We start from the raw sequence: 26,104 nt of genomic DNA on the forward strand, positions 1-26,104 counted from the left end.
AGAACCCCCGATGAAGTCGATGGAAGAAATGATGGCAGCGGCGCAGAAGGCCGCCGAGACCATCCAGAAGCAAATGAACGAGATGCAGGTCAAACTCGATGCGATCGAGGTTGAAGGCACGGCGGGCGGCGGGCTCGTCAAGGTGCGTGCCAGCGCCAAGGGCCGCATTCTCGGGGTCCATATTGACGACAGCCTGATCGTGCCGGACGACAAGCAGATCCTCGAAGATCTCGTCGCGGCTGCCTTCAACGATGCGCGCGACCGGGCGGATCGGGTGTCGGAACAGCAGATGCGCGAAATGCAGGGCTCGATGGGCCTGCCGCCGGGGTTCAACCTGCCGGGTCTGGGGTGAGGCCCGCGGGCAGGTGCCACGGCGCAGCAGGGGCTATGGGTCCCCGGCGGCCTAGGCAAACGCCGCCGGGGTTCAACCTGCCGGGTCCGGGGCGAGGCCTGCGGGCAGGTGCCACGGCCCAGCACGGGCTATGGTCCTCGGCGGCCTAGGCAAACGCCGCCGGGGTTCAACCGGCCGTGTCCGGGGCGAGGCCTGCGACCTGCGACCTGTCCTGTCTCCACAGCCACGCTTGATCTGACCATTGCAGCGCCGTGATGCGCTTCCCATATTCCCCACCAAAGGCAGGCCCAATGCCTGCCACGGATAGACAAGCGATGACCCAGACCTACCCCCTTCTCCCCCTGCGCGACATTGTCGTTTTTCCCGGCATGGTCGTGCCGCTGTTCGTGGGTCGCGACAAATCGGTTGCCGCGCTCGAAGCGGCGATGGAAGCCTCGAAGGACATCTTCCTGCTCGCGCAGCTCGATCCCGGCTGCGATGATCCGCAGGGCGATGATCTTTATGATGTCGGCGTGATCGCGCAGGTGCTCCAGCTGTTGAAGCTGCCCGATGGCACGGTGCGCGTGCTGGTCGAAGGCTCCAGCCGTGCGCGGTTGGCGGGAATCCGCGATGAAGGCACGTTCCTTTCAGCCGAGGTGACCGCGATCGAGCCGGAAACCGTCGCCGGCAGCGAAGTCACCGCCCTGATGCGGCAGGTGATCGAACAATTCGGCGAATATGCCAAGCTCAACAAGAAGATGGGCGAGGAAAGCACTGTCGATCTTTCCGATGTCGATGATGCGGGCCAGCTTGCCGATACGATTGCGGCCACCATCAACGCCAAGGTTGCCGACAAGCAGGGCCTGCTTGCCGAGGGCAATCCGCTCAAGCGGCTCGAACTGGTGATGGCCTTCATGGAAGGCGAACTGTCGGTGCTCCAAGTCGAACGGCGCATCCGCGGCCGGGTCAAGCGCCAGATGGAAAAGACCCAGCGCGAATATTACCTCAACGAGCAGTTGAAGGCGATCCAGAGCGAACTGGGCGGCGGCGATGATGGTGAAGGCAATGAAATCGCCGAACTTACCGAGCTGATCGAGAAGACCAAGCTTTCCAAGGAAGCCAAGGCCAAGGCGCAAGCCGAGCTCAAGAAGCTGCGCGCGATGCAGCCGATGAGCGCCGAGGCGACCGTGATCCGCAATTATCTCGATGTGCTGCTGGGTCTGCCGTGGGGCAAGAAATCCAAGCTCAAGCGCGATATTGCCAAGGCACAGGCTGTGCTTGATGCCGATCACTATGCGCTCGACAAGGTGAAGGACCGGATCATCGAATATCTCGCCGTGCAGGCGCGCACCAACAAGCTCAAGGGGCCGATCCTGTGTCTTGTTGGCCCGCCGGGCGTGGGCAAGACTTCGCTGGGCAAGTCGATTGCCAAGGCGACGGGCCGCGAATTCGTGCGCCAGTCGCTTGGCGGCGTGCGCGACGAGGCCGAGATCCGCGGCCACCGCCGCACCTATATCGGTTCGATGCCGGGCAAGATCGTCGCCAATCTGCGCAAGGCAGGGACGAGCAATCCGCTGTTCCTGCTCGACGAGATCGACAAGCTTGGTCAGGATTTCCGCGGCGATCCGGCGTCGGCCCTGCTCGAAGTGCTTGATCCCGAACAGAACGCCAAGTTCCAGGATCACTACCTGGAGCTCGATCTCGATCTGTCGGACATTATGTTCGTGTGCACGGCCAACAGCCTCAACCTGCCGCAGCCGCTGCTTGATCGCATGGAGATCATCCGGCTGGAAGGCTACACCGAGGATGAAAAGGTCGAGATCGCCCAGCGCCACCTGATCGCAAAGCAGATCGAAGCGCACGGGCTGAAGAACGGTGAGTTCACGCTTACCGAAGAAGGTTTGCGCGATCTGATCCGCTACTACACCCGCGAGGCCGGGGTGCGCACGCTTGAGCGCGAGATAGCCAAGCTCGCCCGCAAGAGCCTGCGCCGCATCCTTGAGAAGAAGGCGGACAGCGTCACGATCACGCCGGAAAACCTCGGTGAGTTCGCGGGCGTGCGCAAGTTCAAGCACGGCGTATCCGAGGCCGAGCCGCAGGTCGGCGCGGTGACTGGGCTGGCGTGGACCTCGGTGGGCGGCGAATTGCTGACCATCGAAAGCGTCACCACGCCGGGCAAGGGGGAGATCCGCACCACCGGCAAGCTGGGTGAAGTCATGACCGAAAGCGTCGCGGCAGCCTTCAGCTTCGTGAAGGCGCGGGCACCGGCCTATGGCATCCGCCCGAGCCTGTTCCAGCGCAAGAACATCCACATCCACTTGCCCGAAGGTGCTGTGCCCAAGGATGGGCCGAGCGCCGGGATCGGGATGGTCACCTCGATCGTCTCGACCCTCACCGGGATTGCGGTGCGCCCGGATGTGGCGATGACCGGCGAGGTCACGCTGCGCGGCCGGGTGCTGGCGATTGGCGGGCTCAAGGAAAAGCTGCTGGCTGCCTTGCGCGGCGGGATCGCCAAGGTTCTGATCCCTGAGGAAAACGTCAAGGATCTCGCCGAAATCCCCGCCAATGTGATCGAAGGGCTCGAAATCGTGCCCGTCAGCCATGTCGATGAAGTGCTGGCGCATGCCCTGTGCGAGCCGTTGCAACCGATCGAATGGACAGAGGCCGATGATCTCGCGAGCCAGCCGGGAGCGCATCCGGCGGTTGCCAATCCTCCGGCCTCGGATGTGCCAACCGCGCATTGATGGGTTAAAGGACTGGTGCGGCGTGTGATTCGCGCACGGCGGATCATGGCAGCGAGAGGCCCGCTTCGGCACTGGTGATGGTGCTTTGGCAACGGTCGGGGCAGGAAATGCGCTGTGATGCATTTTCTGCCACGCTTTCGCTTTGACACTCCTTGCGAAAGCGGCTCATTCTCGCGCCTTCGATTCGACAAGCGAAAACTGTTTCACAGCGACCAAACAGAACATGTGAGGGGGCTTTATTTAATGAACAAGAACGATCTGATCAGCGCGGTTGCGGAGAGCAGCGGCCTTTCCAAGACCGATGCCGCCAACGCCGTTGAAAGCGTGTTTGATGCCATCACCAAAGCCCTCTCGAGCGGCGATGAAGTGCGTCTCGTCGGCTTTGGCACTTTCTCGGTTGCCAAGCGCAAGGCTTCGACCGGGCGCAATCCGCGCACTGGCGAACCGATGACGATCAAGGCGTCGACCCAGCCCAAGTTCAAGGCGGGCAAGGGCTTGAAGGACGCGGTCAACTGATCACGCGTTTGTGTCGGCCCTGAGAACCGCAGGGCCAGGACGGAATAGACCCTGCCAGAGCTTACGCTTTGGCAGGGTTTTTCGTGCCCGGCCGCTCTGCTCAGGATCCCAGATCGATCAGCGCGGTCGGGATCTGGCTGGTGCGCGAGGACACGGGCCAGGTCAGAACCTGACCGGTAGTGGTGGCTGTCGGGCCATCATCGGTGTTGTTGGCGCGGATCGGCATCGTGCCGGTGGTGCGGATGGTGAAAGTGCCCTCAAGCTTGGGCATCCCGGCGGCCATGGCTTCGCCATCGCTACCCGATGCCCCACTCATCGCGCCCATGCCAGCCAGCGCGCCCATGCCGCCCATCATGCCGCCCATCATGCTATCAGGGCCCTGCACCGCAAAGCCGGGCGCGTTGATACGCACCTGCCCATTCTTGCGCACGAAGGTCTGGACGAAAGGGTTGGTGGCAGGAAAGCCCTCGATCACCGGGAACATGAAATCATGCGCAAGCGTGCCGCTGATGCGGTAGCGCACCCGGAACAGGCCATCGCCGAGGTGCTCGACCTGTTCCCAGCCCTTGTGTCGCAGCAGGAGCTTGGTGAGCTCGTCCGCGGCTTTCGGGTCCTCGGGATTGATGCCGCCCATCAGCGCCGCCATTTGTTCGGCCTGCTTCTTGCGTTCGGCAGCGCGCTCGGCCGCACCTTCTTCCCAGGCCTCGCGCTGCGCGGCGAGTTCTTCGCTGGTGCATTCGCGCGGCTCGAAGGCTTCATCCGAAAGGCAGCTTTCGGGCGTGAATGTCTCCTCCGCTGCTGCACCCATCTGGGCGAGTTTTGACAGGCCGAGGAAGAAGATCTCGCCGTCATAGGTGAAGGTGAACCGATCGCCGCCCGTAAGCGCCAGTTCCGACGTGAATTTGCCGGGCGACAGGAAGCAACCGGCCAGCATCAGCGACACGGCGGCAAGCAGCACGGCGGTTCGTGCCCGAAGCGATGACAACGCGTGCATGCCCATTCTCCCTTGGTCTGCGCGCCGGGTGGCGGATTGCCGGTCAGCGCGTCGCTGCTGCATATAGCGCAATCGCCGCCGCATTCGAAACATTGAGGCTTTCGATATCGGAGGAGATCGGCAGGCGCGCCAGCGCATCGCAATGCCCGGCGATGTTGTGGCGCATCCCTTCGCCCTCGGCACCAAGCACAATCGCGAGCGGGCCGGTCGGCATGGTTTCAGCAAGCGTGGCAGTGGCTTCGCCGGCGAGGCCGATTCGCCAATAGCCCGCTTCGGCCAGCTCATCGAGCGCGCGGGCAAGGTTGACCACCCGCACCCACGGCACGATTTCCAGCGCCCCGCTTGCTGATTTGGCGAGCGTGCCGCTTTCCGGCGGAGCGTGGCGATCCTGCGTGACGATGGCCGCGGCGTTGAACGCCGCCGCCGAACGCAGGATAGCGCCCACATTGTGCGGGTCGGTCACCTGATCGAGAACGACAATCGGCCGTGCCGGATCGCCATCGGCGACTTCATCGAGAAAGCGATCTTCCAGCGCATCGCATTCGAGCACCAGCCCTTGATGCGGCGCATCGCGCGCGACCAGCCGCGCGAGATCGGCGACATCGGCATATTCGATCGGGAAATCGGCCGGCAATTCGCCATCGAGGCTGGCGATCCCTTCGCGCGTGGCCCACAGCTTGCGGTGGCGGCGCTCGGGGTTCTTGAGCGCGGCTTCGACCGGGTGGCGACCCCACAGCCGGACTTGCCCGGTCGAGGCACGGCCCGAGCCGCGACCACCCTTCATGCGTCCGGCCCGGCCGCGCAGCGCGCGCTTCTTTTCACCCTTGGCCATGTGCTCTGTGTCCCTGATGCGAGGTTGTTGCGTAATTGCCGAGCCCCCCTGCCAGCAGGGCCATTGACAGGCAAGCGCCGCTTCGCCAAAGGGGCGCCTCTCGGCAGCGGGGCAACCGTGTTTCCCCGCCTTTTCGATGGAGCCTTCGCGCTCCTCCGGCGCCCCGGTGTGGACAGGTGGCCGAGTGGTTAAAGGCAGCAGACTGTAAATCTGCCCGCGCAAGCGTACGCTGGTTCGAATCCAGCCCTGTCCACCACCATCCCTCAGGGGCGTTTTCCCTCAATAACTTACTGACTTTCCGTTGATCTTCTTCCCCCACTTGGTACGGAAGGTTGGTACGGAATGGCGTTTGCGATGGTCGGATTGAAGCGCAGCAAGACAGGCCTTTGGACAGCCCGCAAGGAGATACCAGCGGACGTTCGGGCAGCCTACGGAAAGCGGGAAGAAAAGAAGAGCTGGCCTGCCGAGCTTACGGCTGGGCAGGCGAAAGCCGAGCTGGCCTCATGGCTGATTCCCATCGAAGAGCGCATCGCCTTGCTCAGGGCAAGTGCAGACCAGACCGCAGTCACCCTCTCCCAGCGCCAGAGCCGCGCTCTTGCTGGTGAATGGTATCACGCTCAGGTGGCCCTCTACGAGGAGAACCCAGGCCGACCCGAAGACTGGTGGTTTACCCGCGAGGAGCTGGAGCCGGATGACCCCGAAGAGCGAGAGGCTGGACGGGTGAGGCCCACGGCTTGGCTTATCGACGAGCGCGAAAAGCTGCTGCTGGAAAAGGGGCTGAGGCTCACCGCTGGCGCTGCCGACGCGCTCTTGCAGGAGATGGGCGACGTTTGGGTCTCTCTCTGCGATCTCATGGAGCGGCGGGCGCAGGGAGACTACGGCCCAGACCCGCTGGCAGAGACCCTGCCTTCCCCTGAGGCAGCCCCAACTAAAGCCAAGGCGGCTGTCTCCCTGAAGCAGCTGTTCGAAGACTACGCCGCCTCAGGCGCATCCTCTCCCCGCACGGTCGCTAAGTGGAGGCCCCATGTGAACAGCTTCGTGGCCCACATCGGCCATGACGATGTCACTAAGGTGACCCCTGCGGACGTGAACGGCTGGGTCAAGGCGCTCATCGCAAAGCCACTGGCGGTCAAGACGGTGCAGGACAGCTACCTTCCCGCCATCAAGATCATTCTGGCGGATGCGGTGGCGCAGGGCCTCATCCCGTCCAACCCAGCCGCTGGGGTGAAGGTGCGCGGGCCGAAGACCACCCAGACACGCGGGAAGGGCCTTACGGATGCCGAAGCCGAGACGATCCTCAAGGCAGCCCTCGGGCCTCACCCCAAGTCCCTCCCAGCGTTCACCGCTCTGGCGCGCCGCTGGGTGCCGTGGGTCTGCGCGTACACAGGTGCGCGGGTGAATGAGATCACCCAGCTGCGGGCAATGGATATCCGCGAAGAGGACGGGGTCTGGATCATCCACATCACCCCTGAGGCTGGCTCGGTGAAGACGGGGAAGGCCCGCAAGGTTCCCATCCACTCTCACCTAATCGACCAGGGGTTCCACAAGCTGGGCAAGGCAGGCGATGCCACGCCGCTGTTCTATGACCCCAAGGCCATGCGCGGGGGCAGCAAGACCGCGACACAGGCCACCAAGATGGGTGAACGGCTGGCCAAGTGGGTGCGCTCGCTGGGGGTCGAAGAAGGGGTGCAACCTAACCACGGCTGGCGGCATCGCTTCAAGACGGTCGCTCGGGCTGTCCGTATGGACTCAGAGCCGTCGCGTTGGGGCGACCGTTCAACCGTTTTCTAACGGTGCATTGGGAAGCGGCAGGCCTGAAAGATCGTGAGGCTATGGCCGCGACAACTGCGTTCTTGAAATATCTGCGCGAATGGCTTGGCGGCGCGACCGCCTACATTTGGACGCGCGAGAACGGCGGGGGCAAAGGCTCGCATTTGCATATCCTCGCCCATTATCCTGAGAGTAGGAAAGCGAGCGGGCGGCTGCCGATGCGATGGGTCGAGCGCATCACAGGCAACCCCTACAAGCGAGGCGTGATCTTTTCCGAACCTATCGCGGCTGCGCGCCAGCCGAACAGCGCCCTTTATGCCGAGAACCTACACGTCGTGCTCGCCTATATCCTGAAAGGGCTGGAGCCGGATGCGGCGGTGAGCCTTGGGATAGAGCACGAATATGGCGGGCGCGTAATCGGCAAGCGATGCGGCACAAGCCGTAATATTGGCAAGTGAGATCCGAGGGCGCTTTCCTAATGATGGAAATGCGCGGCTATCGTGATGCGGAAAGATAGGCAGTGGGATTTAGAGATCATTCCGCCCAGGCGTGAAGCTATAGCTAGGCTTGCCTTATCGTTGCGAGGGGAGGTCTAAATGCTAGGTGCGGCGGCTTCGCAAAAACGGTGTAGGTGGCTCACGAAACAGCAAACACCGGTTTTCTCACGCGCGAGGGAGCACAAATTTGATCTAGGCGCATTTTGAGCATCCCTTCTAATGCATTGGTGATACAAAGCTAGAATGCGGCTATGTGCACCTACGACAGGAAAAAGGCTTATGTGGTATTGGCAAAATGCGGCTAAAGCTATTGTAATTAGTTGCCTGCTTTATCCGCAAACAGCACAGGCAAAAACCCCAATACTAGACGGAAATTTTCTTTATAAATCATGCTCTCAACCTGAGTCGACAGCCTAATTCACCTTCTGCTACTCATATATTCGAGCAATTTATGAGAAAGTTTTCCTCGATGCTGCACTCCGAAAAGCTGAGGGGGATACCCCCTGTGTGCCCCAGAGCGTCACTTACGACCAAATTAAAGACATCGTGACCAAATACCTTTCGGATAATCCAAAGACTAGGAATGGGTTTGCGGTCTTTGTGGTCGAAGATGCATTGAAAGACGCATTTCCCGATTGCTTCGAGGCTTGATAATCACGGCAAGCCGCATTGTGTTTTCTGCACCGCTCTCGTCACCGGAGAGATTGGCCTTTGCAGACATGGCTTGTGCCCGCTGAGGGCACTCACGGGGGAGAGTGTGGGGGGGAATGTGGGGGTAATTTTCCGTATCCTTAAAAAGTCCATATCTCTCAATCCATTGATAAGAAGGTTCTAATCAAGCCCTGCCACCACCATCCCTTGATCAATTTCTGATCTCCCAAGCGGCATCGGGCGCAGAACTTGCGGCCCGGGCAAGCTGCCAGTAAGTGCGCGGCCCTCCCCTCAAGAGGCAGCCATGCAAGATTCGCAACACCCTTCGCTCGCGTTAACCGGTCGCCCGGTGATCTCCGCCACCGGTCTGTTCACCCCGCCCGAAAGCATCACCAACGCCGAATTGGTGGAAAGCTTCAACGCGTTCGTTGATCGCCACAACGCCGCCCATGCCGATGCGATTGCTGCCGGTGAGGTTGCGCCGCTGGCCTATTCCTCGGTCGAATTCATCGAGAAGGCGAGCGGGATCAAGGCGCGCCATGTCATGGCCAAGGCGCCGGTGCTTGATCCGGCCATCATGGCGCCGCGCTGGGACGAGCGCAGCAATGATGACTTGTCGATCATGGCCGAGATCGGCGTGGCGGCGGCGCGCGATGCGCTGGCGCGGGCAGGGCGCGCGCCGGAAGATGTCGACGCGGTGTTGTGCGCGGCGTCCAACATGCAGCGCGCCTATCCGGCGATGGCAATTGAAATCCAGCAAGCGCTCGGCATCGAAGGCTTCGGCTTCGATATGAATGTGGCGTGTTCCTCGGCCACCTTCGGGATCCAGACTGCAGCCGATTATGTCCGCGCGGGCCATGCGAAAAGCGTGCTGGTGGTGAGCCCCGAGATTACGTCGGGCCATCTCAACTGGCGCGACCGCGACAGCCACTTCATTTTCGGCGATGTCGCGACGGCTGTGCTGGTGGAAGATGCCGCGATCGCCCCGCCGCAGCATTGGGATATCCTCGGCACCAAGCTGAAGACGGTGTTTTCGAATAACATCCGCAACAATTTCGGCTTCCTCAACCGCGCGCACCCCGAAACCGCCGATGCGCCGGACAAGCTGTTCGTGCAGGAAGGGCGCAAGGTCTTCAAGGAAGTGGTGCCGATGGTGGCGCAGATGATCCTTGATGAGGCCGCGCGTCTTGGGATTGATCCGGAGGGCCTGCGCCGTTTGTGGCTGCATCAGGCCAATGCCGGGATGAACCGGCTGATCGCGCACAAGGTGCTGGGCCACGAAGCGAGCGAGGATGAAAGCCCGACCGTGCTCGATACCTATGGCAATACCTCGAGCGCGGGTTCGATCATCGCCTTCCATCAGCACCAGGCCGATCTTACCCCGGGCGATACCGGGCTGATCTGTTCCTTCGGCGCCGGCTATTCGGCCGGGACCGTGTTTGTGCGCAAGGTCGGCTGAGGCAAAGCGGGCAGCGGCGGTCCGGGTTGCGGCGCGGCGAAGTGCGCCCTAGATGCTAAGCCATGGCAGGCGAAATTCTTGACAATCAGGGCCGCGGCGAGGCGAGCTGGAACTGGCCTTCGGTGCATCCCGAAGGGCGCAAATTCGGGCTGATCGCGGTTGCTGTCAGCCTGTTCTTCCTGCTGGTCGCGGGTTGGCCGTTGATCGGCTGGCCGCTGATGGGGCTTGCGGTCGGCGTCTTCGCCTTCTTCCGCGATCCCGAACGGGTGGTGCCGCAATCCGATGCCGCGATCATCGCCCCTGCCGATGGGCTGGTGACCGCCATCACCGAAATGCCGCCGCCGGTGGAATTGCAGGTCGAGGATGGATCGGGGCAGGGCGGACTGGGCGCAGCGCCGGTCACGCGGATCTCGATTTTCATGAGCGTGTTCGATGTTCACATCAACCGCGCCCCGGTTGGCGGGACGGTGCGGCGCGTGATCTATGTGCCGGGCCGCTTCATGAATGCCGATCTCGACAAGGCGAGCGAAGAAAACGAGCGCCAGCATATCCTGATCGAGCGTGGTGACGGGTTGAAGCTGGGCTTCACCCAGATTGCCGGGCTTGTGGCGCGTCGGATCGTGCCCTTTGTGAAGCCGGGGGATATTGTAGCCAAGGGCCAGCGCGTCGGGCTGATCCGGTTTGGCAGCCGCGTCGATGTCTATCTGCCGGCGGGCACCGATGCCAAGGTGATGATCGGGCAACGCACGATTGCGGGGGAGACCGTGCTGGGTGAAGTCGGCCAGCGCGGCTTGATCGAAGGCATCGTGCAATGAACCACTTAGCGCTGGCGAAGGGGCTGTGAGCCGGATGCCGCGTCGCCGATCGCCGTCGTTTTTCCCCGCACGGGTCGGCCCCAAGGCGGCCGAGGACGAGGATGACAAGAACCTCGGGGCAAGCCGGCTGACCCTGCGCGCGATGTTGCCCAATGCGATCACCGCTGCGGCGCTTTGCGCTGGGTTGACGGGGATTCGCTTCGCGATCGAGGGTGAATGGAAATTCGCGGTGCTGGCGGTGGTGCTTGCCGGATTGCTCGATGGGATTGATGGCCGGATTGCCCGGCTGCTCAACGCCCAGTCGCGCTTTGGCGCGGAGCTTGATTCGCTGGCGGATTCGCTGTCCTTCGGGGTGGCGCCTGCGTTGATCCTGTATCTGTGGTCGCTCAACGATCTGGAAAGCCTCGGCTGGCTGGCGGCGCTGGCTTTCGCGGTGAGCTGCGCGCTGCGCCTTGCCCGCTTCAACGCCCGGATTGATACGGATGATCAGCCGCACAAATCGGCAGGCTTCCTCACCGGCGTGCCTGCGCCTGTCGGGGCAGGGCTGGCGTTCACGCCGGTCTATCTGTGGTTCGAGACCGGGCACGAAGCCCTGCGCAACCCCATGACGCTGGCCCTGTGGCTGGGCCTGATTGCCGCGCTGATGATTTCCAACATGGCGACGCTGAGCTGGGGCTCACTCCGCCCCCGGCGCGGCATTCGGCTTGGCGTGCTGGCTTTTGTCGCGCTGGCCTTTGCCGGACTGCTAATGGAGCCGTGGTGGATGCTGAGCGCGATCTGCGTCAGCTATCTCGCGCTTATTCCCTATGGCCTGATCAAGTATCGCCGGATCAAGCTGCGCCGCAGGCAGGAGCAGCAAAGCGCAGCGGCAACGCCCGGGCCCGCGACGCCTGCATGAGGCTGGCCGCCCGCGGCTGTGCCGGGCGCGGCCGCACCTGCTCGGCCGCCACCTGCGGGACAAACCCGCGCCGCAGCAAAGCGCGCTCACGCGAGAGCTCTGTCGCGGCCTGATGGGCGATGAGCGAGGAATCCACCAAAGTCAGCACCGCGACGATGGTCGCAACCACGAAGAGAGCGATGGCAAGAGCGTAGATCATTGCGGGTTCCCCTGATTCGGATGTTCAACCTTTGTTCTCTCACTTTGTTCCTTTTCTGTTCCCATGAGTCAAGCGCCAAATGCGCGCTACGGCAATACCGCGCACGATCGGCATGTGATTCAGGGCTGGATTTTGCTGGCCTGCCCCGCTAAGGGCGCCCTCGCGTTCGGGATGTGCCCGGGCGTAATTCACATGGCAGGCACGCATACCGGTGCCACTTGGCGGGAGCTCCGCCCACAGGTTCCAGCCTGCCAGAGGAACAACCGGAAAGGAAATACCTATGGCGGCTCCTGTCGTCACCATGCAGCAATTGATCGAGGCCGGCGCGCATTTCGGCCACCAGACCCACCGTTGGAACCCGCGCATGAAGCCGTACATCTTCGGCGCGCGCAACGGGGTCCACATCATTGACCTCTCGCAGACTGTTCCGCTGTTCGCGCGCGCGCTCGACTTCGTCGAAGCGACCGTGCGTTCGGGCGGCAAGGTGCTGTTCGTCGGCACCAAGCGCCAGGCGCAGGAGCCGATCGCTCAAGCCGCCCGTGCGGCTGGCCAGCACTTCGTCAACCATCGCTGGCTGGGCGGCATGCTCACCAACTGGAAGACCATCAGCGGTTCGATCAAGCGTCTCAAGAGCCTTGAAGAGCAGCTTTCGGGCGACACCGGCGGTCTGACCAAGAAAGAAGTGCTCCAGCTCACCCGTGAGCGCGAGAAGCTGGAAATGTCGCTCGGCGGCATCCGCGACATGGGCGGTATCCCGGACGTGATGTTCGTGATCGACGCCAACAAGGAAGACCTCGCCATCAAGGAAGCCGCCGTGCTTGGCATTCCGGTGATCGCGATCCTCGACACCAATGTTGATCCGTCGAACATCGCCTTCCCGGTTCCGGGCAACGACGATGCCAGCCGCGCCGTGCAGCTTTACTGCCAGGCGGTGTGCGATGCGGCGCTGGCCGGTCGCGGTGGCCGCATGGCTGACAGCGGTGCCGATATCGGCGCGATGGCTGCGCCGCCGGCCGAAGCGGTGATCGAAGACGAAGCCGCAACCGCCTAAACCGCGTTGCGCTGATTTTCCCGGGCGCGCGTCAGACGCGCGTCACATTACCCCCTTAGCGCGCCGGGCATCACTCCCATGTGGTGCCCGGCAGGCGCACACACTCAAGAAGGAACCCAAGCAATGGCTGATTTCTCCGTTGCCGATGTAAAGAAGCTGCGCGAAATGACCGGCGCAGGCATGATGGACGCCAAGAAGGCGCTGTCCGAAGCGGGCGGCGATATCGAAGCTGCGGTTGACGCGCTTCGTGCCAAGGGCCTTGCCACGGCCCAGAAGAAGTCGAGCCGCACCGCGGCAGAAGGCCTCGTCGGTATCGCGGTGGCAGGCACCCGCGGGGTGGCCGTCGAAGTCAATTCGGAAACCGACTTTGTCGCCAAGAACGACAAGTTCCAGGATTTCGTGCGCAAGACCACTGCGGTCGCGCTCGAACTGGGCACCGATGATGTCGATGCGCTCAAGGCAGCGGCCTATCCCGATGGCGGCACTGTCAGCGACAAGCTGACCGACAATGTCGCCACCATTGGCGAGAACCAGCAGATCCGCCGCATCAAGAATGTGTCGGTCGGGCAGGGCGCGATCGTGTCTTACATGCACAATGCTGCGGCGGAAGGCCTTGGCAAAATCGGCGTGCTGGTGGCGCTTGAAAGCGATCTCGCAGCCGACGTGCTGGAGCCCTTCGGCAAGCAGGTTGCGATGCACATCGCCTCGATGTTCCCGATGGCGCTTTCGGCTGATCTGCTTGATGCCGATGTGATCGAGCGCGAGCGCAAGATCGCTGCCGAAAAGGCTGCCGAAAGCGGCAAGCCCGCCGAAGTGCAGGCCAAGATGGTCGATGGCGCGATTGCCAAGTTCGCCAAGGAGAACGCGCTGCTCAGCCAGATGTTCGTGATGGACAACAAGTCGAGCGTTGAGGCTGTGGTTGCCAAGTTCGCCAAGGACAATGGCGGCTCGGTCAAGCTCACCGACTATGTCCGCTTCCAGCTTGGTGAAGGCATCGAGAAGGAAGAAACCGATTTCGCCGCTGAAGTCGCGGCAGCGGTGGCTGGCTGATCCCAGCCTTCTGAAAAACGCGAAAGCCGCCGCAGCCCCCCGGCTTGCGGCGGCTTTTTCACGCCGCACGGCGGTGCGGCTATGCACCGCGACAGCGCCTTAGGCTTTGCGCTTCGCCCGCTGGCTCGCTAAGTGCGCCGACAGTCCAGATTCCATCCCCCGTCAGCCGGAGCCCTGATAAGCCGATGTCCCTTCCTCCGATCAAGCGTGTATTGCTCAAGCTCTCGGGCGAGGTTCTGATGGGCGAGCAGGACTACGGGATCGATCCGGCCTATGTGACGCGGCTGGCCGAAGAGGTGAAGGCCGCCAAGGAAACCGGGCTGGAAATGTGTCTGGTGATTGGCGGGGGCAACATCTTCCGCGGCATTTCGGGTGCGGCCAAGGGGCTGGATCGCACCACGGGCGATTACATGGGCATGCTCGCCACGGTGATGAACGCGCTGGCGATGCAGAACGCGCTCGAACGGCTGGGGGTTGAAACGCGGGTGCAATCCGCGATTCCGATGGCCAGCGTGTGCGAGCCTTACATTCGCCGCCGCGCCGAGCGCCATCTTGAAAAGGGCCGCGTCGTGATCTTCGCCGCCGGCACCGGCAATCCGTTTTTTACCACCGATACGGGGGCCGCGCTGCGCGCCGCCGAAATGGGCTGCGATGCGCTGCTCAAGGGCACCAGCGTCGATGGGGTCTATGACAGCGATCCCAAGCACAACCAGTCCGCAGTCCGCTTCGAGGCGATTTCCTATGATCAGGTGCTCGCCGATAATCTCAAAGTGATGGATGCCACGGCTGTGGCGCTGTGCCGCGAGAATGCGATCCCGATCGTGGTCTTCTCGATCCGTGAAAAAGGCAATCTGGCACGCGTTCTTGCGGGGAATGGCGTGCAGACGATAGTGAAGAAGGAAGCCTAAGCCATGCCGCAATATGACAAGGCCGATGTCGAGCGCCGGATGAAGGGCGCGGTGGACTCTCTCAAAAGCGATCTCCAGGGCCTGCGCACGGGCCGCGCCAATGCGAGCCTGCTCGATCCGGTGGTGGTCGAAGTCTATGGCGCGATGATGCCGCTCAATCAGGTGGCAACGGTCTCTGCACCCGAACCGCGTATGTTGAGCGTGCAGGTGTGGGACAAGTCGAACCTGATCGCGGTGGAAAAGGGCATTGCCCACGCCAATCTTGGCCTCAATCCGATCATCGACGGCCAGACCCTGCGTTTGCCGATCCCCGATCTGACGCAGGACCGGCGCAAGGAGCTGGCCAAGCTGGCCGATCAATATGGCGAGAAGGGCAAGATCGCGATCCGCAATGTGCGGCGTGATGCGATGGAAAGCCTCAAGACCGACGAGAAGAAGAAAGAGATTTCCGAGGACGAGCGCAAGCGGGCCGAGGACGAGGTGCAGAAGTTGACCGATGCCCACGTCAAGGAAACCGACGAAGCGGTGGCCAAGAAAAAGCAGGAAATCCTGACGCAGTAAGCGACGGGTGGCCTGTTCCTGTTCGTCTCGCGCGCAGCCGGGACACGAAGGGGAAGGCCTCTCGCTCGCGCGCGAGGCGTAGGGATGATGTGGGGGTTGGATTGGAATCAGGCCGCGCCAGACATGTCGCCATCATCATGGATGGCAATGGGCGCTGGGCCAAGAAGCGCGGCCTGCCGCGCGCTATCGGCCATCAGCGCGGCGTCGAAGCGGTGCGGCGGCTGGTCCGCGCGCTTGAGCCGATGGGGCTGGAATGTCTGACGCTTTACGCTTTCTCCTCCGAAAACTGGAAACGGTCGGAGGATGAAGTTGATGATCTGATGAACCTGATGCGCAAGTTCATCAAATCCGACCTTCCCGAATTCGTCGCCAATGATGTGAAGCTGAAGATCATCGGCGACTGGCAATCGCTGGCACCCGATATCGTGGTGATGCTCGAAGATGCCTTGGCCCAGACTGCCAAGGGCAGCCAGACTTTGGCGGTGGCGCTGAATTATGGCGGCCAGCATGAAATCGCGCGCGCAGCCGCCAAGGCGGCAGCACAGGGCGCGATTACGGTCGAAACCATTGCCGCAGAGCTTGATACGGCCGATCTTCCGCCGCTTGATCTGCTGATCCGCACCAGCGGCGAAATTCGCCTGTCCAACTTCCTCTTGTGGCAATCGGCCTATGCCGAAATGCTATTTGTCGACACGCTGTGGCCTGATTTTGAGCCTGCCCATCTCCAACAGGCGCTCGATGATTTCGCCCGCCGGGAGCGCCGTTATGGCGGACGCTAAGTCGGCCAAGCCCGCCCTGTTCGGGCGCGAATTGGCGGTGCGTGCGGCCTCTGCGGTGGTGATGATCGCGCTCGCCGCAGGGGCGCTGTGGCTTGGCGGGTGGATCTGGATGGGCTTTGTCGCGCTGCTTGCCTGCGGCGTGCTGTGGGAATGGAACCGGCTGGTCAGCGCCTTCGGGATTGCGCCTGTGAGCGAGGTTATGTGGTTGGCGGGCGGGGCGCTTTACGTTTCGGCGGCCGCGCTGGCGATGATCCAGATGCGCTTCACCTATGCCGCGCCGACCGTGCTCGTGGCCTTCATCGCGCCGGTCATTGCAGTGGATGTCGGCGCCTATTTTGCAGGCCGGGCCATTGGCGGCCCCAAGATTGCCCCCAAAATCAGCCCGTCCAAGACCTGGGCAGGGCTGGGCGGCGGGGCCTTTGCCGCTGCCCTGGTGTGCCTGATTATCGAGTGGGCGGATATCGGCCCCGGCGCGGTGGCAGCGGGCGCCAGCCTCGGGGCTATCGCTTTGGCCATCGGCACTGGGGCGTGCATCGCTGTCATCGCGCAGGCCGGTGATTTTTTCGAAAGTTCGATGAAGCGGCGGGCTGGGGTGAAGGATTCAAGTCGCCTCATTCCGGGACATGGTGGCTTGTTTGATCGGCTCGACGGGTTCCTTGCTGTGTTCTTCGTGCTGTTTGTGGTTGATGCTTTCGGTAAATTGCTGGGATAAGGGCAGGCGATGACACGCACACTTACCTTGCTCGGCGCAACCGGCTCGATTGGCGCCTCGACCCTCGATCTGGTGCGGCGCAATCGCGATGTCTGGCAGGTCGAGGTGCTGACCGCGCATAGCAGCGCGGTTGAACTGGCGGCGCTCGCGCGCGAATTCGGCGCGCGGCTCGCGGTTGTCAGCGATGAGGCGGCGCTGCCCGCCTTGCGTGCTGCGCTGGCTGGCAGCGGGATCGAAGCGGCAGGCGGCGCGCGGGCGCTGGTCGAGGCTGCTGCCCGCCCCGTCGATATTACCGTGGCGGCCATTGTCGGCTGCGCGGGCCTCGCACCGGTGATGGCCGCGATCGAGCGCGGCGGCACCATTGCGCTTGCCAACAAGGAAGCGCTGGTTTCGGCGGGCGAGGTGATGATGGCTGCGGTTGCGCGCCACGGCGCGACCTTGCTCCCCACTGACAGCGAACACAATGCGATTTTCCAATGCCTTGCGGCTGGCCGGATCGCGGATGTCGCGCGGATTACCTTGACGGCGAGCGGCGGGCCGCTGCGAACCTGGTCGCAGGCCCAGCTTGATGCCGCAACACCGGCGCAGGCGGTGGCCCATCCCAACTGGTCGATGGGCGCCAAGATCAGCGTCGATTCGGCCACAATGATGAACAAGGGCCTTGAGTATATCGAGGCCTACCACCTGTTCCCGGTCGGCCTCGACAAGCTGGCCATCGTCATCCACCCGCAGAGCGTGATCCATTCGATGGTCGAATTCCGCGACCGCTCGACGCTGGCCCAGCTTGGCCCCTCGGATATGCGGGTGCCGATTGCTTCGTGCCTTGCCTGGCCCGACCGGATGGACACCCCGCTCGCTCCGCTTGATCTGGCGGCGATTGGCGAATTGACCTTCTTCCAGCCGGATGAGCAGCGCTTTCCCGCCACCCGGCTGGCGCGCGAGGCGATCCGCGCAGGCGGTTCGGCGCCAGCGATCCTCAATGCCGCGAACGAGGTGGCAGTCGCAGCCTTTCTCGCTGGTCAGATCAGGTTCACCCGTATTGCCGCAGTGGTCGAAGAAACTTTGCAACGCAGCCATGATGCCCCCGCTCCCGCCAGCCTTGATGAAGTGCTGAACGTGGATCGATCGGCGCGCGCGCAAGCGCTCAGCCTGCTGGAGAACACCGCTCTTGTTTGATGCCCCCCCGTTCTGGATGTATCTGGCAGGTTTCCTGCTGCTGCTTGGCCCGTTGGTTACCGTGCATGAGCTTGGCCACCTGCTGGTCGGGCGCTGGTTCGGCGTGAAAGCGGAGGCCTTCTCGGTGGGCTTCGGGCGCGAGATCGCCGGATTTACCGACAAGCGCGGCACCCGCTGGAAGCTCTCGCTGCTGCCGCTGGGTGGCTATGTCCAGTTTGCAGGTGACATGAACCCGGCCAGCGTGCCCGATGCCACTGCACCGCCGGAAGACGGCAATTTCCAGAATGCCGCTTTGTGGAAGCGCGCCCTGATCGTGGCGGCCGGGCCTGTCACCAATCTCATGCTCACCATCGCGATCTTCGCCGCATTCTTTTCGATTTTCGGCAAGCCGACCATCGCCGGGGAGGAGGATTCGCGCACGGTTGGCGGCTTCTCCGAAACCAGTGTGGCGCGCGCGGCTGGCCTCGCCGTCGGCGATACCATCACCGCGATTGATGGTAGCCCGATTGCCGATTTCGAGCAATTGAAGCGCGCGGTCATGCTCAACCCCGGCAAGGCGATTGTCCTGTCGGTGGAGCGCGATGGCGCGCAGCTTGATTTTCCGCTGACGATTGCCCGCAAGACCGAAACCGATCAGTTCGGCAATGCCTCTGCCATCGGGCAGATCGGCGTGGCACCGGCGGGCGGGCAGTATGTGCTCGAAGAGGTCAGTGTGCTGGCCGCGGTGCCGCTGGCGGTGCGTCAGAGCGGCGAGCTGATGGGATTGATGCTGACCGGTATCAAGCAGATCGTGGTCGGGGATCGTTCGATCAAGGAGCTGGGCGGCCCGATCAAGATTGCCAAATATTCGGGCGAGCAGATGAGCCTTGGCGTCCTTGCCTTTGTCAACTTTGCCGCGCTGATTTCGCTTAATTTGGCATTCATCAATTTCCTGCCAATTCCCGCGCTCGATGGAGGGCACCTGATGTTCTACGCCGTGGAAGCGGTGCGGCGCAAACCGCTCGGACCGCAGGCGACCGAATGGGCCTATCGCACCGGAATTGGTCTTGTGCTGATGTTCATGGCAGTGGTGACGGTGAATGATGTTGTCTCACTGCCGATCTTTGCGCGTTGAATGGATGCCGCCTTTTCGGGGTATCTTGCTGGGGAAAGCGCCGCAGGTCGCCGGGTTTCCCCCGGATCATTGCTTGATTGCGCCGGACGCATCGGGCAGAGGCTTTGCCGGGCGTGCCGGATCAGCACGATGGGTTAGACAGGACTTTTTTGCACCATGATTGAGAGCCGTGTGGTGGGGTCTGTGCCTGCCTCTTGTCAGCCAGCCCTTGCATCCCCCTCTTTGCGTGGCGGCCCCGCGCGCCGCCGCCTGATGCTGGCACTGTCGTGCAGCACGGCGCTGTTTGCCATGCCGGGCATCACCTATGCCCAGCAGCAAACAGCTGTTCCCGCACCCGCACCCGCGCCGCAGGATGCCCCTGCCGTCGAAGCGCCCCGCAGCACCATCCGCTCGATCAGTGTCACCGGCGCCGAACGGCTCGAGCCGACCACCATCCTCAGCTACATCCGATTGCGCGTGGGCGATGAATACACTGCCGCCGCCGCCGACGAAGCACTGAAAGATCTCGGCGCGACCGAGCTCTTCGCCAATTTCACGATCCGCAACGACAACGGTAATGTCGTGATCAACGTGGTCGAAAACCCGGTGATCAACCGCATCGTTCTGGAAGGCAACAAGCGGGTCAAGGAGGACAAGATCCTCCCCGAGATCAAGCTTGCGCCGCGCCAGATCTTCACCCGTTCCAAGGTGCGCGCCGACGTGGCCCGCATCATCGAGCTCTACAAGCGGCAGGGGCGCTTTGCCGCCACGGTCGAGCCCAAGATGGTGCAACTGCCGCAGAACCGTGTCGATGTGGTGTTCGAAATCAGCGAAGGCCCAAAGTCGAAGGTTCGCCAGATCAACATTCTCGGCAACGAGAAATTCTCGGCGGGTGAACTGCGCGGCGAGATGGTGACAAAGCAGGCGCGCCCGACGCGCTTCTTCAGCTCGAACACGAGCTACGATCCTGATCGTCTGGCTTTTGACCAGCAGAAGCTGCGCCAGTTCTATCTGACCCAGGGCTATGCCGATTTCCGCGTGGTTTCGGCTGTCGCGGAGCTGACGCCCGATCAACGCGACTTCATCATCACCTACGTGGTGGAAGAGGGTGAGCGCTACAAGTTCGGCGAAGTCGAAGTCGAAAGCCAGCTGCGCGACTTCGACAGCGATGCCATGGAAGCCTTGCTGCCTGTCAATGATGGCGATTGGTACAACGCGAAGCTGGTGGAAGACACGGTCGAGCAATTGACCGAGCTCGCCGGCCGCTTCGGCTATGCCTTTGCCGACGTCCAGCCGCGCTTCAAACGCAATCCCGAAGACCTCACTATGAGCGTGACCTTCGTGCTGCGTCAGGCGCCGCGCGTCTATGTCGAGCGGGTCGATGTCAACGGCAACACCCTCACGCAGGACAAGGTGGTGCGGCGCGAATTCCGCCTGGCGGAAGGCGATGCCTTCAACTCGCTGGGGGTGGCACGCAGCACCGCGCGCATCAACTCGCTCGCCTATTTCCAGGAAAACTTCGAGATCAAGCAGGTCGAAGGCAGTGCGCCTGATCGCATCGTGCTCGAAGCCAATGTCGAAGAAATGCCGACCGGGGAATTGCAGTTCTCTGCCGGGTTCTCCTCGATCGAGCAGTTCATCCTTGCGGGCAGCATCCGCCAGCGCAATTTCCGCGGGCGCGGCCAGACAGTCGGGCTCAGCCTCAACTATTCGCAGTTCTCGCGCTCGGCACAGCTCAGCTTCACCGAGCCCTATGTGTTCGATCGCAACATTTCGGCGGGTGTCGACATTTACCGCCGCGATTTCCGCAGCTTCAACTTCCTGAATTTCCAGCGTAACAACACCTTCGAACAGGCGACGACGGGTTTCTCGGCGCGCCTGGGTGTGCCGCTGACCGAGTTCATGTCACTCATCGCGAGCTACACGCTCAACGATGAAAACGTGACACTGGATGAAGCGCAGTTCTTCTCCGATCCCGATGGCGACGGGGTGCGGACTTGCGACCCGCTGCTGGCGGGCCGCTTCCTGTGCGATGCCATCGGGCAGCGTCTCAGTTCGATTGTCGGCCTGAACGTGAATTACAACTCGCTCAACTCGCGCTTGCGCCCGACGCGCGGCGCCAACATCAACGCGGGTGTCGAGTTTGCCGGGCTGGGCGGCGATGTGCGCTATGTGCGTTTTCGCGGCCGTGCTCAGAAATTCTGGGGCCTGGGGCGTTCGGGCTTCATCTTCTCGCTGCTCGCGGAGGGCGGGACGATCCAGCCGCTCCGGAGCCGTGGCGGGGTTGGGGTGGATGACATCTTCCTCAACGACCGCTTCTTCCTTGGCGAACCGCAAATCCGCGGTTTCCGAATCCGCGGGGTCGGTCCGCGCGTCTTGACCAAGAATTCGCAGCTTGATGACTTCAACCGTCCGGTTGTCGGCCCCGATGGCGAAGTGGTCTATATCGGCGAGCGCCGTCAGCTGCGCGACGATGCGATTGGTGGCCGCAATTACTATCTCGCCCGCGCCGAGCTGGAAATTCCGCTGGGCTCGGGTGCCCGCGAACTGGGGCTGCGGCCTTCGGTGTGGGTTGATGTCGGCGCGCTGTGGGGTCTGACAACGCCGGTCTTGACGGATAACACTGCCGGCACGCCCGTGCTGGTGCCCGTGGCCGAGGGTTCGACCACGCTTGTCCCTGCCTTCCAGGACCCGACGACGGGCGCAATCGTGACCAGCCCGACGCGGCCTGATGGCAGCCCCAATATCCGTCTGATCCAGCAGGGCACCAATTTCCGCGAATTCTTCTTCGGCAACAGCCCCAGCCCGCGCATCACCGCCGGGGTGGGTGTCAACTGGAACTCGCCCTTCGGGCCGTTCCGCATCGATATCGCCCAGACCATCCGCAAGGTGGAAGGCGATGACGATCAGGTGTTCACCTTCAACGTAGGAACCCAGTTCTAATGACTATGATCAACCGTTTTCTCGCCCCGGCGATGCTTGCTGCCAGCACCGTGCTGGCTGCCCCTCTGGCTGCGCAGGTGCAAGGCTCGATCGCCTCGCTCGATCTGTCGCGCACCGTGCTGACCTCGTCGGCACTTGCGACGGCCTATAACGAAGTCGGCCAGACCTATGCCGCGCAGATCGAACAGATCCGCACCAAGACCGAACAGCGTCAGACCATCCTGCGCACCTTCGACAAGGACAGCAACAACCAGGTCGATGATGCCGAGCTGGCCGCTGCGCAGAAGACCCCGCAGTTCAAGCAGCTTGAAACGCTTGAGCAGGAAATCAACCAGACCAACAACCAGATCAATGCCGCGCGCATCTATGCGATCGAGCAGATCCTGCAGCAGGTTTCGCCCGCGTTGCAACAGGTGGTGACCGACAAGAAGATCACGCTGGTGCTTGAGCCGTCGGCCGTGGTGTTCCAGCCGCCGCAGGCCGACATCACCGAAGCCGTGGTGACGGCGCTCAACACGCGTCTGCCGCGCGTCGGGATCGTGCCGCCGCAGAACTGGCAGCCGAGCCGTGCCGGGGTGCAGATGTTCCAGGAAATCCAGCAGATGCTTGCCACGGCGCAGGCGATGCAGCGCCAGCAGCAGGCCCAGCAGCCTGCAGCGGGCAACGCCGACGCGCCGGTTGGCCGTTAAGCCATAAAGCGCGGGAGGTTCAGGGAAGCGATGAGGGCATGGGCATGAGTGATGTGGACACCCCGGAAGCGGGGGTAGTGGATTATGATATCCGCAAGATCCTCATGGCCCTGCCGCATCGCTACCCGCTGCTGCTGGTGGACCGGGTCAAGGCGATGACGCTTGGTGAGCGGATTCACGCCATCAAGGCCGTCAGCATGAACGAGCAGTTCTTTCAGGGGCATTTCCCCGGCGCGCCGATCATGCCGGGCGTGCTCCAGATCGAGGCGCTGGCGCAAGCGGCGGGGATCCTCGGCATCGAAACGATGGAACTGGCGGGTACCGGCAAGCTCGTGATCTTCATGGGGATCGAGAATGCCAAGTTCCGCAGTCCGGTGCTGCCGGGTTGCTTGCTCGATCTGCATGTCGAATTCACCCAGAAGCGCAGCCGCGTCTACAAGTTTGCCGGCAAGGCGAGCGTCGAAGGCAAGGTCACCTGCGAGGTCGAATTCACCGCGATGATGACGGATAAGGTTTGAGTTGCACGGGCCCCTCCGGGCCCGTGTCCTCGCCAGACGCGCGGCAAGCCGCGCCCGCTGCGGGCGGCCCGTCGGCCTTGCGGCCGCTTCACAACCGATACCCGTGCAAACATCTGCGGTTGCATTCCCGCGCGTTCGCCACTAAGGCGCGCCTTCCAAGTTTCATAGCACGGCCGGTCGGAACCGGCCCAGGCTGCCAAAGGAATTGACCATGAAGGCCGAAGGGCACCCCGAATACCACATGATCACCATCAAGATGACGGACGGGACCGAGTATCAGACCCGTTCGACATGGGGTAAGGAAGGCGATGTGATGTCGCTCGAAATCGATCCCCTCAGCCACCCGGCATGGACCGGTGGCCGTCAGCAGGTGCAGGAAGGTGGCCGCGTGGCTGCTTTCAACAAGCGTTTCGGCGGGCTCAGCCTGAAGAAGTAACAGCAATCAAAAGCTGCGCGGTTTTCGGACCGCAACGAGGGAAGGCGATCCGACGGGGTCGCCTTTTTTCGTGTCCTAGCCGGCGCAGGCGACGCAGCGCGTCGCCATCGGCTGTGCTTCAAGCCGCGGCTTGGGGATGTCCTTGCCGCAATTGGCGCAGACCCCATAGGTGCCCTTGGCGATCCGCTGGAGCGCGTGGCGGATCTGCTGCGCTTCGGCGCGCAGGACGTCATCAATCCCTTCGAGCGTCTCGTCGTCCGCCAGATCAACCGCCTGTTCGGAGAAATCGGGATCAAGCTGCCCGCGCAGGTCATCCTCGATCACCGCAGCGCGATCATCAAGCTCGGCAAGCCGTGTCCGCAGCTTGGCTGCAATATCAGCGTAATCGTCCATCATCCCCTCCACACCTGTTCGCGATACCATTTGGTTATCACATATTTGACGCCCTTGCGCACCTTCATCCCGTGGTGGAGCGTGGCCGGGTTGACCGCGCCGCCCGCCAGCCGGTTGTTCCAGAACAGCAATTTCCCGCGCTCCGGCTGGAACATCTTGTCGAGATGCCTGAACCGCGTAGCGCCGCCAGCGGCCACGTCATTGAGATAGATCATGAAGGTCCAGGTGCGCTGGCCGGACAGCGCGCAGAATTTGCCGTAATCGGCACCATGCGGGTCGAAATAGTCGGTGTGCGGCTTGAATTCCTGTCCGACAGCATAGCGCTGGCCCTGAATGGGTTCGCCATAGGCCGGATCGAGACCCGACAAGGCCGCGAACCGCGCTTCCAGCGCGCGGACATGCGGATCATCGTCGGGCAGATCGCAGGTCTCGCTGGTGCGAAAGGTGGGATCGCCGTTGTCATCCGCGATGGTCGAGGGACGCCGGTCGATTTCGATCTGGGCAATCAGCGCGTCACACAGATCAGCCGGGATAAAGCCGCGCGCCTGAAAGATTTCTGCCTTGGCCGTGGGGACGCGCTGCACCCCCGGCTGTCCCGTCACGCGGGCTGCAACAGATTCGCCCCGATCTCCCATTACCTGCAAGGATAGGCACAAGCCCGGAGGAGGCAAGCGGGCATGCGCGTAACAATATTGCGTCAAGCATGTCGCCACGCAGTTTTTGCTTCCCTTGGGGTGTGCTTTGTGCAAGAGGCGCGCTCCCGCTCATTGCGCGCTTGACCATGCGCTGACCAAAGCTAAACCGCGCTCCTCACGCGGCTCTGGCAGCACCTGGCAAGGGCCTCGGGCAGGGAAATGTGGCGATCGTAGCTCAGTTGGTTAGAGCGCCGGTTTGTGGTACCGGAGGTCGCGGGTTCGAACCCCGTCGATCGCCCCACTTGTCTCCCGCCCAGATGCTGCCGTCATGGCCTTTTGCGTGAGCAAAGGGGCATAAATGATGAGCGCGTTCTGGACCGAAGCCGATTTTGATGACCACGAGCTGGTGCAAGTGGTGCATTGTCGGAAAAGCGGGCTGACCGCGATTATCGCGCTGCATTCGACTCATCTCGGCCCCGGCGCGGGCGGCACCCGCTTCTGGCATTACAATGATCCCGCTGGCGCGATGCGCGATGCGCTGCGCCTGTCGCGCGGGATGAGCTACAAGAATGCGATGGCCGGTCTCCCGATGGGCGGGGGCAAGGCCGTGATTCTGGCTGACGAACAGCGCATCAAGACCCCTGACATGCTCGCGGCCTTTGGCGATGCTGTCGAAGCGCTGGGCGGGCGTTATGTCACCGCCGAAGATGTCGGCATTTCCGAAGCCGATATGGTGGCGGTCGCGCAGCGCACCGCGCATGTCTCGGGCCTGCCGGTGGCGGGCGAGGGCAGCGCGGGCGGCGATCCCGGCCCCTTCACCGCCTATGGCATCTTTCTCGGCATCAAGGCCGCTGTCGCGCATAAGCTTGGCAAGGATAGCCTCGCGGGCGTCCATGTCGCGGTGCAAGGCACCGGCAGTGTCGGCGGCGGCGTGGCGCGGCTGCTCGCCAAGGATGGCGCGACGCTGACGCTGGCCGATATTCACGCCGATCGCGCGGCTGCACTGGCGCAGGAACTGGGCGGCGATGCCGTGGCCTCGGATTCGATCATGGGTGTGGCCTGCGATGTGTTCAGCCCCAACGCTCTTGGCGCAATCCTTGATGATGACGGGATTGCCCGACTCGACTGCGCGATTGTCGCAGGTGGTGCGAACAACCAGCTCGCCCGCCCACACCACGGCGAAGCGCTGGCCGCGCGCGGCGTGCTCTATGCCCCCGATTATGTGATCAACGCGGGCGGGATCATCTCGGTCGCCACCGAATATCTCGCGCGCCGCGATGGTCGCCATGGCGATGTCGCCGAAGTGCGCGCGCTGATCGAACAGATCCCCGGCCGGTTGGAGACGATCTGGCAGGAAAGCGCGGCAAGCGGTGTCACCGCCGATGTCGTGGCCGATCGGATGGCCCAGCAATTGATCGGGCGCGCTCAGGCTTGATCGCCTTTTCGGGAACAAT

The 26,104-nt window shown here is 62.7% G+C and carries 26 protein-coding genes, 2 tRNA genes and 1 pseudogene; 24 read left to right on the plus strand and 5 right to left on the minus strand.

Going from position 1 to position 26,104, the window contains the following annotated elements; translation table 11 throughout:
* Window positions 1-10 precede the first annotated feature (10 nt).
* The 3 genes from SOQ14_RS09800 (at window position 11) to SOQ14_RS09810 (ending at window position 3,591) form a co-directional block, all read left to right on the plus strand.
* A complete protein-coding gene (locus tag SOQ14_RS09800; protein WP_322897926.1) occupies window positions 11-352 on the plus strand; it encodes a YbaB/EbfC family nucleoid-associated protein in 342 nt (113 codons plus the stop codon).
* 314 nt (window positions 353-666) lie between these two features.
* On the plus strand, window positions 667-3,075 hold the full coding sequence (gene lon / locus SOQ14_RS09805) for an endopeptidase La (protein WP_322897927.1): 2,409 nt from the start codon (window positions 667-669) through the stop codon (window positions 3,073-3,075).
* 243 nt (window positions 3,076-3,318) lie between these two features.
* The gene (locus SOQ14_RS09810; RefSeq protein WP_322897928.1) at window positions 3,319-3,591 is read left to right on the plus strand and encodes an HU family DNA-binding protein; all 273 of its coding nucleotides are present in this window, start codon (window positions 3,319-3,321) and stop codon (window positions 3,589-3,591) included.
* Window positions 3,592-3,691: 100 nt separating this feature from the next.
* On the opposite strand, the gene SOQ14_RS09815 is transcribed toward SOQ14_RS09810, so the two are convergent.
* Complete coding sequence (locus SOQ14_RS09815) at window positions 3,692-4,549, minus strand: hypothetical protein (RefSeq protein ID WP_322897929.1); 858 nt, start codon at window positions 4,547-4,549, stop codon at window positions 3,692-3,694.
* 79 nt (window positions 4,550-4,628) lie between these two features.
* Window positions 4,629-5,417: a 23S rRNA (guanosine(2251)-2'-O)-methyltransferase RlmB gene (gene rlmB / locus SOQ14_RS09820; protein ID WP_322897930.1), complete on the minus strand. Its 789-nt coding sequence runs from the start codon at window positions 5,415-5,417 to the stop codon at window positions 4,629-4,631.
* A 170-nt stretch (window positions 5,418-5,587) separates the two neighbouring features.
* On the opposite strand from rlmB, the gene SOQ14_RS09825 reads away from it, so the two are divergent.
* From SOQ14_RS09825 to SOQ14_RS09850, 7 genes and pseudogenes are all read left to right on the plus strand, one after another.
* A tRNA-Tyr gene (locus SOQ14_RS09825) sits at window positions 5,588-5,673 on the plus strand.
* A gap of 86 nt (window positions 5,674-5,759) precedes the next feature.
* A complete protein-coding gene (locus tag SOQ14_RS09830; protein WP_322897931.1) occupies window positions 5,760-7,208 on the plus strand; it encodes a tyrosine-type recombinase/integrase in 1,449 nt (482 codons plus the stop codon).
* 41 nt (window positions 7,209-7,249) lie between these two features.
* Window positions 7,250-7,645: a hypothetical protein gene (locus SOQ14_RS09835; protein WP_322897932.1), complete on the plus strand. Its 396-nt coding sequence runs from the start codon at window positions 7,250-7,252 to the stop codon at window positions 7,643-7,645.
* Window positions 7,646-8,119: 474 nt separating this feature from the next.
* A pseudogene (locus SOQ14_RS14475) lies at window positions 8,120-8,335 on the plus strand (Rap1a/Tai family immunity protein); the annotation flags it as partial.
* 304 nt (window positions 8,336-8,639) lie between these two features.
* Window positions 8,640-9,794: a beta-ketoacyl-ACP synthase III gene (locus SOQ14_RS09840; RefSeq protein ID WP_322897933.1), complete on the plus strand. Its 1,155-nt coding sequence runs from the start codon at window positions 8,640-8,642 to the stop codon at window positions 9,792-9,794.
* Window positions 9,795-9,856: 62 nt separating this feature from the next.
* Window positions 9,857-10,609: a phosphatidylserine decarboxylase gene (locus SOQ14_RS09845; protein ID WP_322897934.1), complete on the plus strand. Its 753-nt coding sequence runs from the start codon at window positions 9,857-9,859 to the stop codon at window positions 10,607-10,609.
* A gap of 34 nt (window positions 10,610-10,643) precedes the next feature.
* Window positions 10,644-11,507 carry a CDP-alcohol phosphatidyltransferase family protein gene (locus SOQ14_RS09850; protein WP_322897935.1) on the plus strand — a complete coding sequence of 288 codons (864 nt, stop codon included), beginning with the start codon at window positions 10,644-10,646 and terminating at the stop codon, window positions 11,505-11,507.
* On the opposite strand, the gene SOQ14_RS09855 is transcribed toward SOQ14_RS09850, so the two are convergent.
* The gene (locus tag SOQ14_RS09855) at window positions 11,440-11,706 is read right to left on the minus strand and encodes a hypothetical protein (protein WP_322897936.1); all 267 of its coding nucleotides are present in this window, start codon (window positions 11,704-11,706) and stop codon (window positions 11,440-11,442) included. The genes SOQ14_RS09850 and SOQ14_RS09855 overlap by 68 nt on opposite strands.
* Window positions 11,707-11,986: 280 nt before the next feature.
* Here SOQ14_RS09855 and rpsB point away from each other — a divergent pair, with 280 nt between their 5' ends.
* The 12 genes from rpsB to rpmE all read left to right on the plus strand — a co-directional run bounded on the left by rpsB (window position 11,987) and on the right by rpmE (window position 23,622).
* Entirely contained in the window at window positions 11,987-12,757 is a 771-nt protein-coding gene (rpsB, locus tag SOQ14_RS09860; RefSeq protein ID WP_322897937.1) for a 30S ribosomal protein S2, read from the plus strand.
* Window positions 12,758-12,880: 123 nt separating this feature from the next.
* Complete coding sequence (tsf, locus tag SOQ14_RS09865; RefSeq protein ID WP_322897938.1) at window positions 12,881-13,807, plus strand: translation elongation factor Ts; 927 nt, start codon at window positions 12,881-12,883, stop codon at window positions 13,805-13,807.
* A gap of 185 nt (window positions 13,808-13,992) precedes the next feature.
* Complete coding sequence (gene pyrH, locus SOQ14_RS09870; protein ID WP_322897939.1) at window positions 13,993-14,715, plus strand: UMP kinase; 723 nt, start codon at window positions 13,993-13,995, stop codon at window positions 14,713-14,715.
* Between the two features lie 3 nt (window positions 14,716-14,718).
* Window positions 14,719-15,276: a ribosome recycling factor gene (gene frr, locus SOQ14_RS09875; protein ID WP_322897940.1), complete on the plus strand. Its 558-nt coding sequence runs from the start codon at window positions 14,719-14,721 to the stop codon at window positions 15,274-15,276.
* Between the two features lie 137 nt (window positions 15,277-15,413).
* Entirely contained in the window at window positions 15,414-16,055 is a 642-nt protein-coding gene (gene uppS / locus SOQ14_RS09880) for a polyprenyl diphosphate synthase (protein WP_322898128.1), read from the plus strand.
* On the plus strand, window positions 16,042-16,767 hold the full coding sequence (locus SOQ14_RS09885) for a phosphatidate cytidylyltransferase (protein WP_322897941.1): 726 nt from the start codon (window positions 16,042-16,044) through the stop codon (window positions 16,765-16,767). The genes uppS and SOQ14_RS09885 overlap by 14 nt, the downstream gene beginning before the upstream one ends.
* A 9-nt stretch (window positions 16,768-16,776) precedes the next feature.
* The gene (dxr, locus tag SOQ14_RS09890) at window positions 16,777-17,943 is read left to right on the plus strand and encodes a 1-deoxy-D-xylulose-5-phosphate reductoisomerase (protein WP_322897942.1); all 1,167 of its coding nucleotides are present in this window, start codon (window positions 16,777-16,779) and stop codon (window positions 17,941-17,943) included.
* Window positions 17,944-17,959: 16 nt separating this feature from the next.
* The gene (rseP, locus tag SOQ14_RS09895) at window positions 17,960-19,057 is read left to right on the plus strand and encodes an RIP metalloprotease RseP (RefSeq protein WP_322898129.1); all 1,098 of its coding nucleotides are present in this window, start codon (window positions 17,960-17,962) and stop codon (window positions 19,055-19,057) included.
* A gap of 252 nt (window positions 19,058-19,309) precedes the next feature.
* On the plus strand, window positions 19,310-21,979 hold the full coding sequence (gene bamA, locus SOQ14_RS09900) for an outer membrane protein assembly factor BamA (RefSeq protein ID WP_416232755.1): 2,670 nt from the start codon (window positions 19,310-19,312) through the stop codon (window positions 21,977-21,979).
* Complete coding sequence (locus SOQ14_RS09905; protein ID WP_322897943.1) at window positions 21,979-22,668, plus strand: OmpH/Skp family outer membrane protein; 690 nt, start codon at window positions 21,979-21,981, stop codon at window positions 22,666-22,668. Before bamA ends, SOQ14_RS09905 begins: the two co-directional genes overlap by 1 nt.
* A gap of 44 nt (window positions 22,669-22,712) precedes the next feature.
* Window positions 22,713-23,186, plus strand: a complete 474-nt coding sequence (gene fabZ, locus SOQ14_RS09910) for a 3-hydroxyacyl-ACP dehydratase FabZ (RefSeq protein WP_322897944.1) — start codon at window positions 22,713-22,715, stop codon at window positions 23,184-23,186.
* 211 nt (window positions 23,187-23,397) lie between these two features.
* On the plus strand, window positions 23,398-23,622 hold the full coding sequence (gene rpmE / locus SOQ14_RS09915; RefSeq protein WP_322897945.1) for a 50S ribosomal protein L31: 225 nt from the start codon (window positions 23,398-23,400) through the stop codon (window positions 23,620-23,622).
* Between the two features lie 75 nt (window positions 23,623-23,697).
* On the opposite strand, the gene SOQ14_RS09920 is transcribed toward rpmE, so the two are convergent.
* Together SOQ14_RS09920 and SOQ14_RS09925 are read right to left on the minus strand one after the other, a co-directional pair.
* Window positions 23,698-24,015 carry a TraR/DksA family transcriptional regulator gene (locus SOQ14_RS09920; protein WP_322897946.1) on the minus strand — a complete coding sequence of 106 codons (318 nt, stop codon included), beginning with the start codon at window positions 24,013-24,015 and terminating at the stop codon, window positions 23,698-23,700.
* Window positions 24,015-24,650, minus strand: a complete 636-nt coding sequence (locus tag SOQ14_RS09925; protein WP_322897947.1) for a prolyl hydroxylase family protein — start codon at window positions 24,648-24,650, stop codon at window positions 24,015-24,017. The genes SOQ14_RS09920 and SOQ14_RS09925 overlap by 1 nt, the downstream gene beginning before the upstream one ends.
* Window positions 24,651-24,874: 224 nt before the next feature.
* On the opposite strand from SOQ14_RS09925, the gene SOQ14_RS09930 reads away from it, so the two are divergent.
* A tRNA-His gene (locus SOQ14_RS09930) sits at window positions 24,875-24,951 on the plus strand.
* A 60-nt stretch (window positions 24,952-25,011) separates the two neighbouring features.
* The gene (locus tag SOQ14_RS09935) at window positions 25,012-26,085 is read left to right on the plus strand and encodes a Leu/Phe/Val dehydrogenase (RefSeq protein ID WP_322897948.1); all 1,074 of its coding nucleotides are present in this window, start codon (window positions 25,012-25,014) and stop codon (window positions 26,083-26,085) included.
* Window positions 26,086-26,104 lie beyond the last annotated feature (19 nt).

The organism is Erythrobacter epiphyticus, assembly GCF_034653295.1.
In the GTDB taxonomy this organism is placed as follows: Bacteria; Pseudomonadota; Alphaproteobacteria; order Sphingomonadales; family Sphingomonadaceae; genus Erythrobacter.

Bases quoted from the DNA above. Each gene is read 5' to 3' on its own strand.
- SOQ14_RS09835 (WP_322897932.1), top strand. From the start codon at position 7,250: ATGGCCGCGACAACTGCGTTCTTGAAATATCTGCGCGAATGGCTTGGC.
- SOQ14_RS09810 (WP_322897928.1), top strand. From the start codon at position 3,319: ATGAACAAGAACGATCTGATCAGCGCGGTTGCGGAGAGCAGCGGCCTT.
- dxr (WP_322897942.1), top strand. From the start codon at position 16,777: ATGACACGCACACTTACCTTGCTCGGCGCAACCGGCTCGATTGGCGCC.
- fabZ (WP_322897944.1), top strand. From the start codon at position 22,713: ATGAGTGATGTGGACACCCCGGAAGCGGGGGTAGTGGATTATGATATC.
- rpmE (WP_322897945.1), top strand. From the start codon at position 23,398: ATGAAGGCCGAAGGGCACCCCGAATACCACATGATCACCATCAAGATG.
- SOQ14_RS09920 (WP_322897946.1), bottom strand. From the start codon at position 24,015: ATGGACGATTACGCTGATATTGCAGCCAAGCTGCGGACACGGCTTGCC.
- bamA (WP_416232755.1), top strand. From the start codon at position 19,310: ATGCTGGCACTGTCGTGCAGCACGGCGCTGTTTGCCATGCCGGGCATC.
- SOQ14_RS09855 (WP_322897936.1), bottom strand. From the start codon at position 11,706: ATGATCTACGCTCTTGCCATCGCTCTCTTCGTGGTTGCGACCATCGTC.
- SOQ14_RS09850 (WP_322897935.1), top strand. From the start codon at position 10,644: ATGCCGCGTCGCCGATCGCCGTCGTTTTTCCCCGCACGGGTCGGCCCC.
- uppS (WP_322898128.1), top strand. From the start codon at position 15,414: ATGGATGGCAATGGGCGCTGGGCCAAGAAGCGCGGCCTGCCGCGCGCT.
- lon (WP_322897927.1), top strand. From the start codon at position 667: ATGACCCAGACCTACCCCCTTCTCCCCCTGCGCGACATTGTCGTTTTT.
- frr (WP_322897940.1), top strand. From the start codon at position 14,719: ATGCCGCAATATGACAAGGCCGATGTCGAGCGCCGGATGAAGGGCGCG.
- rpsB (WP_322897937.1), top strand. From the start codon at position 11,987: ATGGCGGCTCCTGTCGTCACCATGCAGCAATTGATCGAGGCCGGCGCG.
- tsf (WP_322897938.1), top strand. From the start codon at position 12,881: ATGGCTGATTTCTCCGTTGCCGATGTAAAGAAGCTGCGCGAAATGACC.
- SOQ14_RS09845 (WP_322897934.1), top strand. From the start codon at position 9,857: ATGGCAGGCGAAATTCTTGACAATCAGGGCCGCGGCGAGGCGAGCTGG.
- rlmB (WP_322897930.1), bottom strand. From the start codon at position 5,417: ATGGCCAAGGGTGAAAAGAAGCGCGCGCTGCGCGGCCGGGCCGGACGC.
- SOQ14_RS09800 (WP_322897926.1), top strand. From the start codon at position 11: ATGAAGTCGATGGAAGAAATGATGGCAGCGGCGCAGAAGGCCGCCGAG.
- pyrH (WP_322897939.1), top strand. From the start codon at position 13,993: ATGTCCCTTCCTCCGATCAAGCGTGTATTGCTCAAGCTCTCGGGCGAG.
- SOQ14_RS09830 (WP_322897931.1), top strand. From the start codon at position 5,760: ATGGCGTTTGCGATGGTCGGATTGAAGCGCAGCAAGACAGGCCTTTGG.
- SOQ14_RS09905 (WP_322897943.1), top strand. From the start codon at position 21,979: ATGACTATGATCAACCGTTTTCTCGCCCCGGCGATGCTTGCTGCCAGC.
- rseP (WP_322898129.1), top strand. From the start codon at position 17,960: ATGTATCTGGCAGGTTTCCTGCTGCTGCTTGGCCCGTTGGTTACCGTG.
- SOQ14_RS09925 (WP_322897947.1), bottom strand. From the start codon at position 24,650: ATGGGAGATCGGGGCGAATCTGTTGCAGCCCGCGTGACGGGACAGCCG.
- SOQ14_RS09935 (WP_322897948.1), top strand. From the start codon at position 25,012: ATGAGCGCGTTCTGGACCGAAGCCGATTTTGATGACCACGAGCTGGTG.
- SOQ14_RS09885 (WP_322897941.1), top strand. From the start codon at position 16,042: ATGGCGGACGCTAAGTCGGCCAAGCCCGCCCTGTTCGGGCGCGAATTG.
- SOQ14_RS09840 (WP_322897933.1), top strand. From the start codon at position 8,640: ATGCAAGATTCGCAACACCCTTCGCTCGCGTTAACCGGTCGCCCGGTG.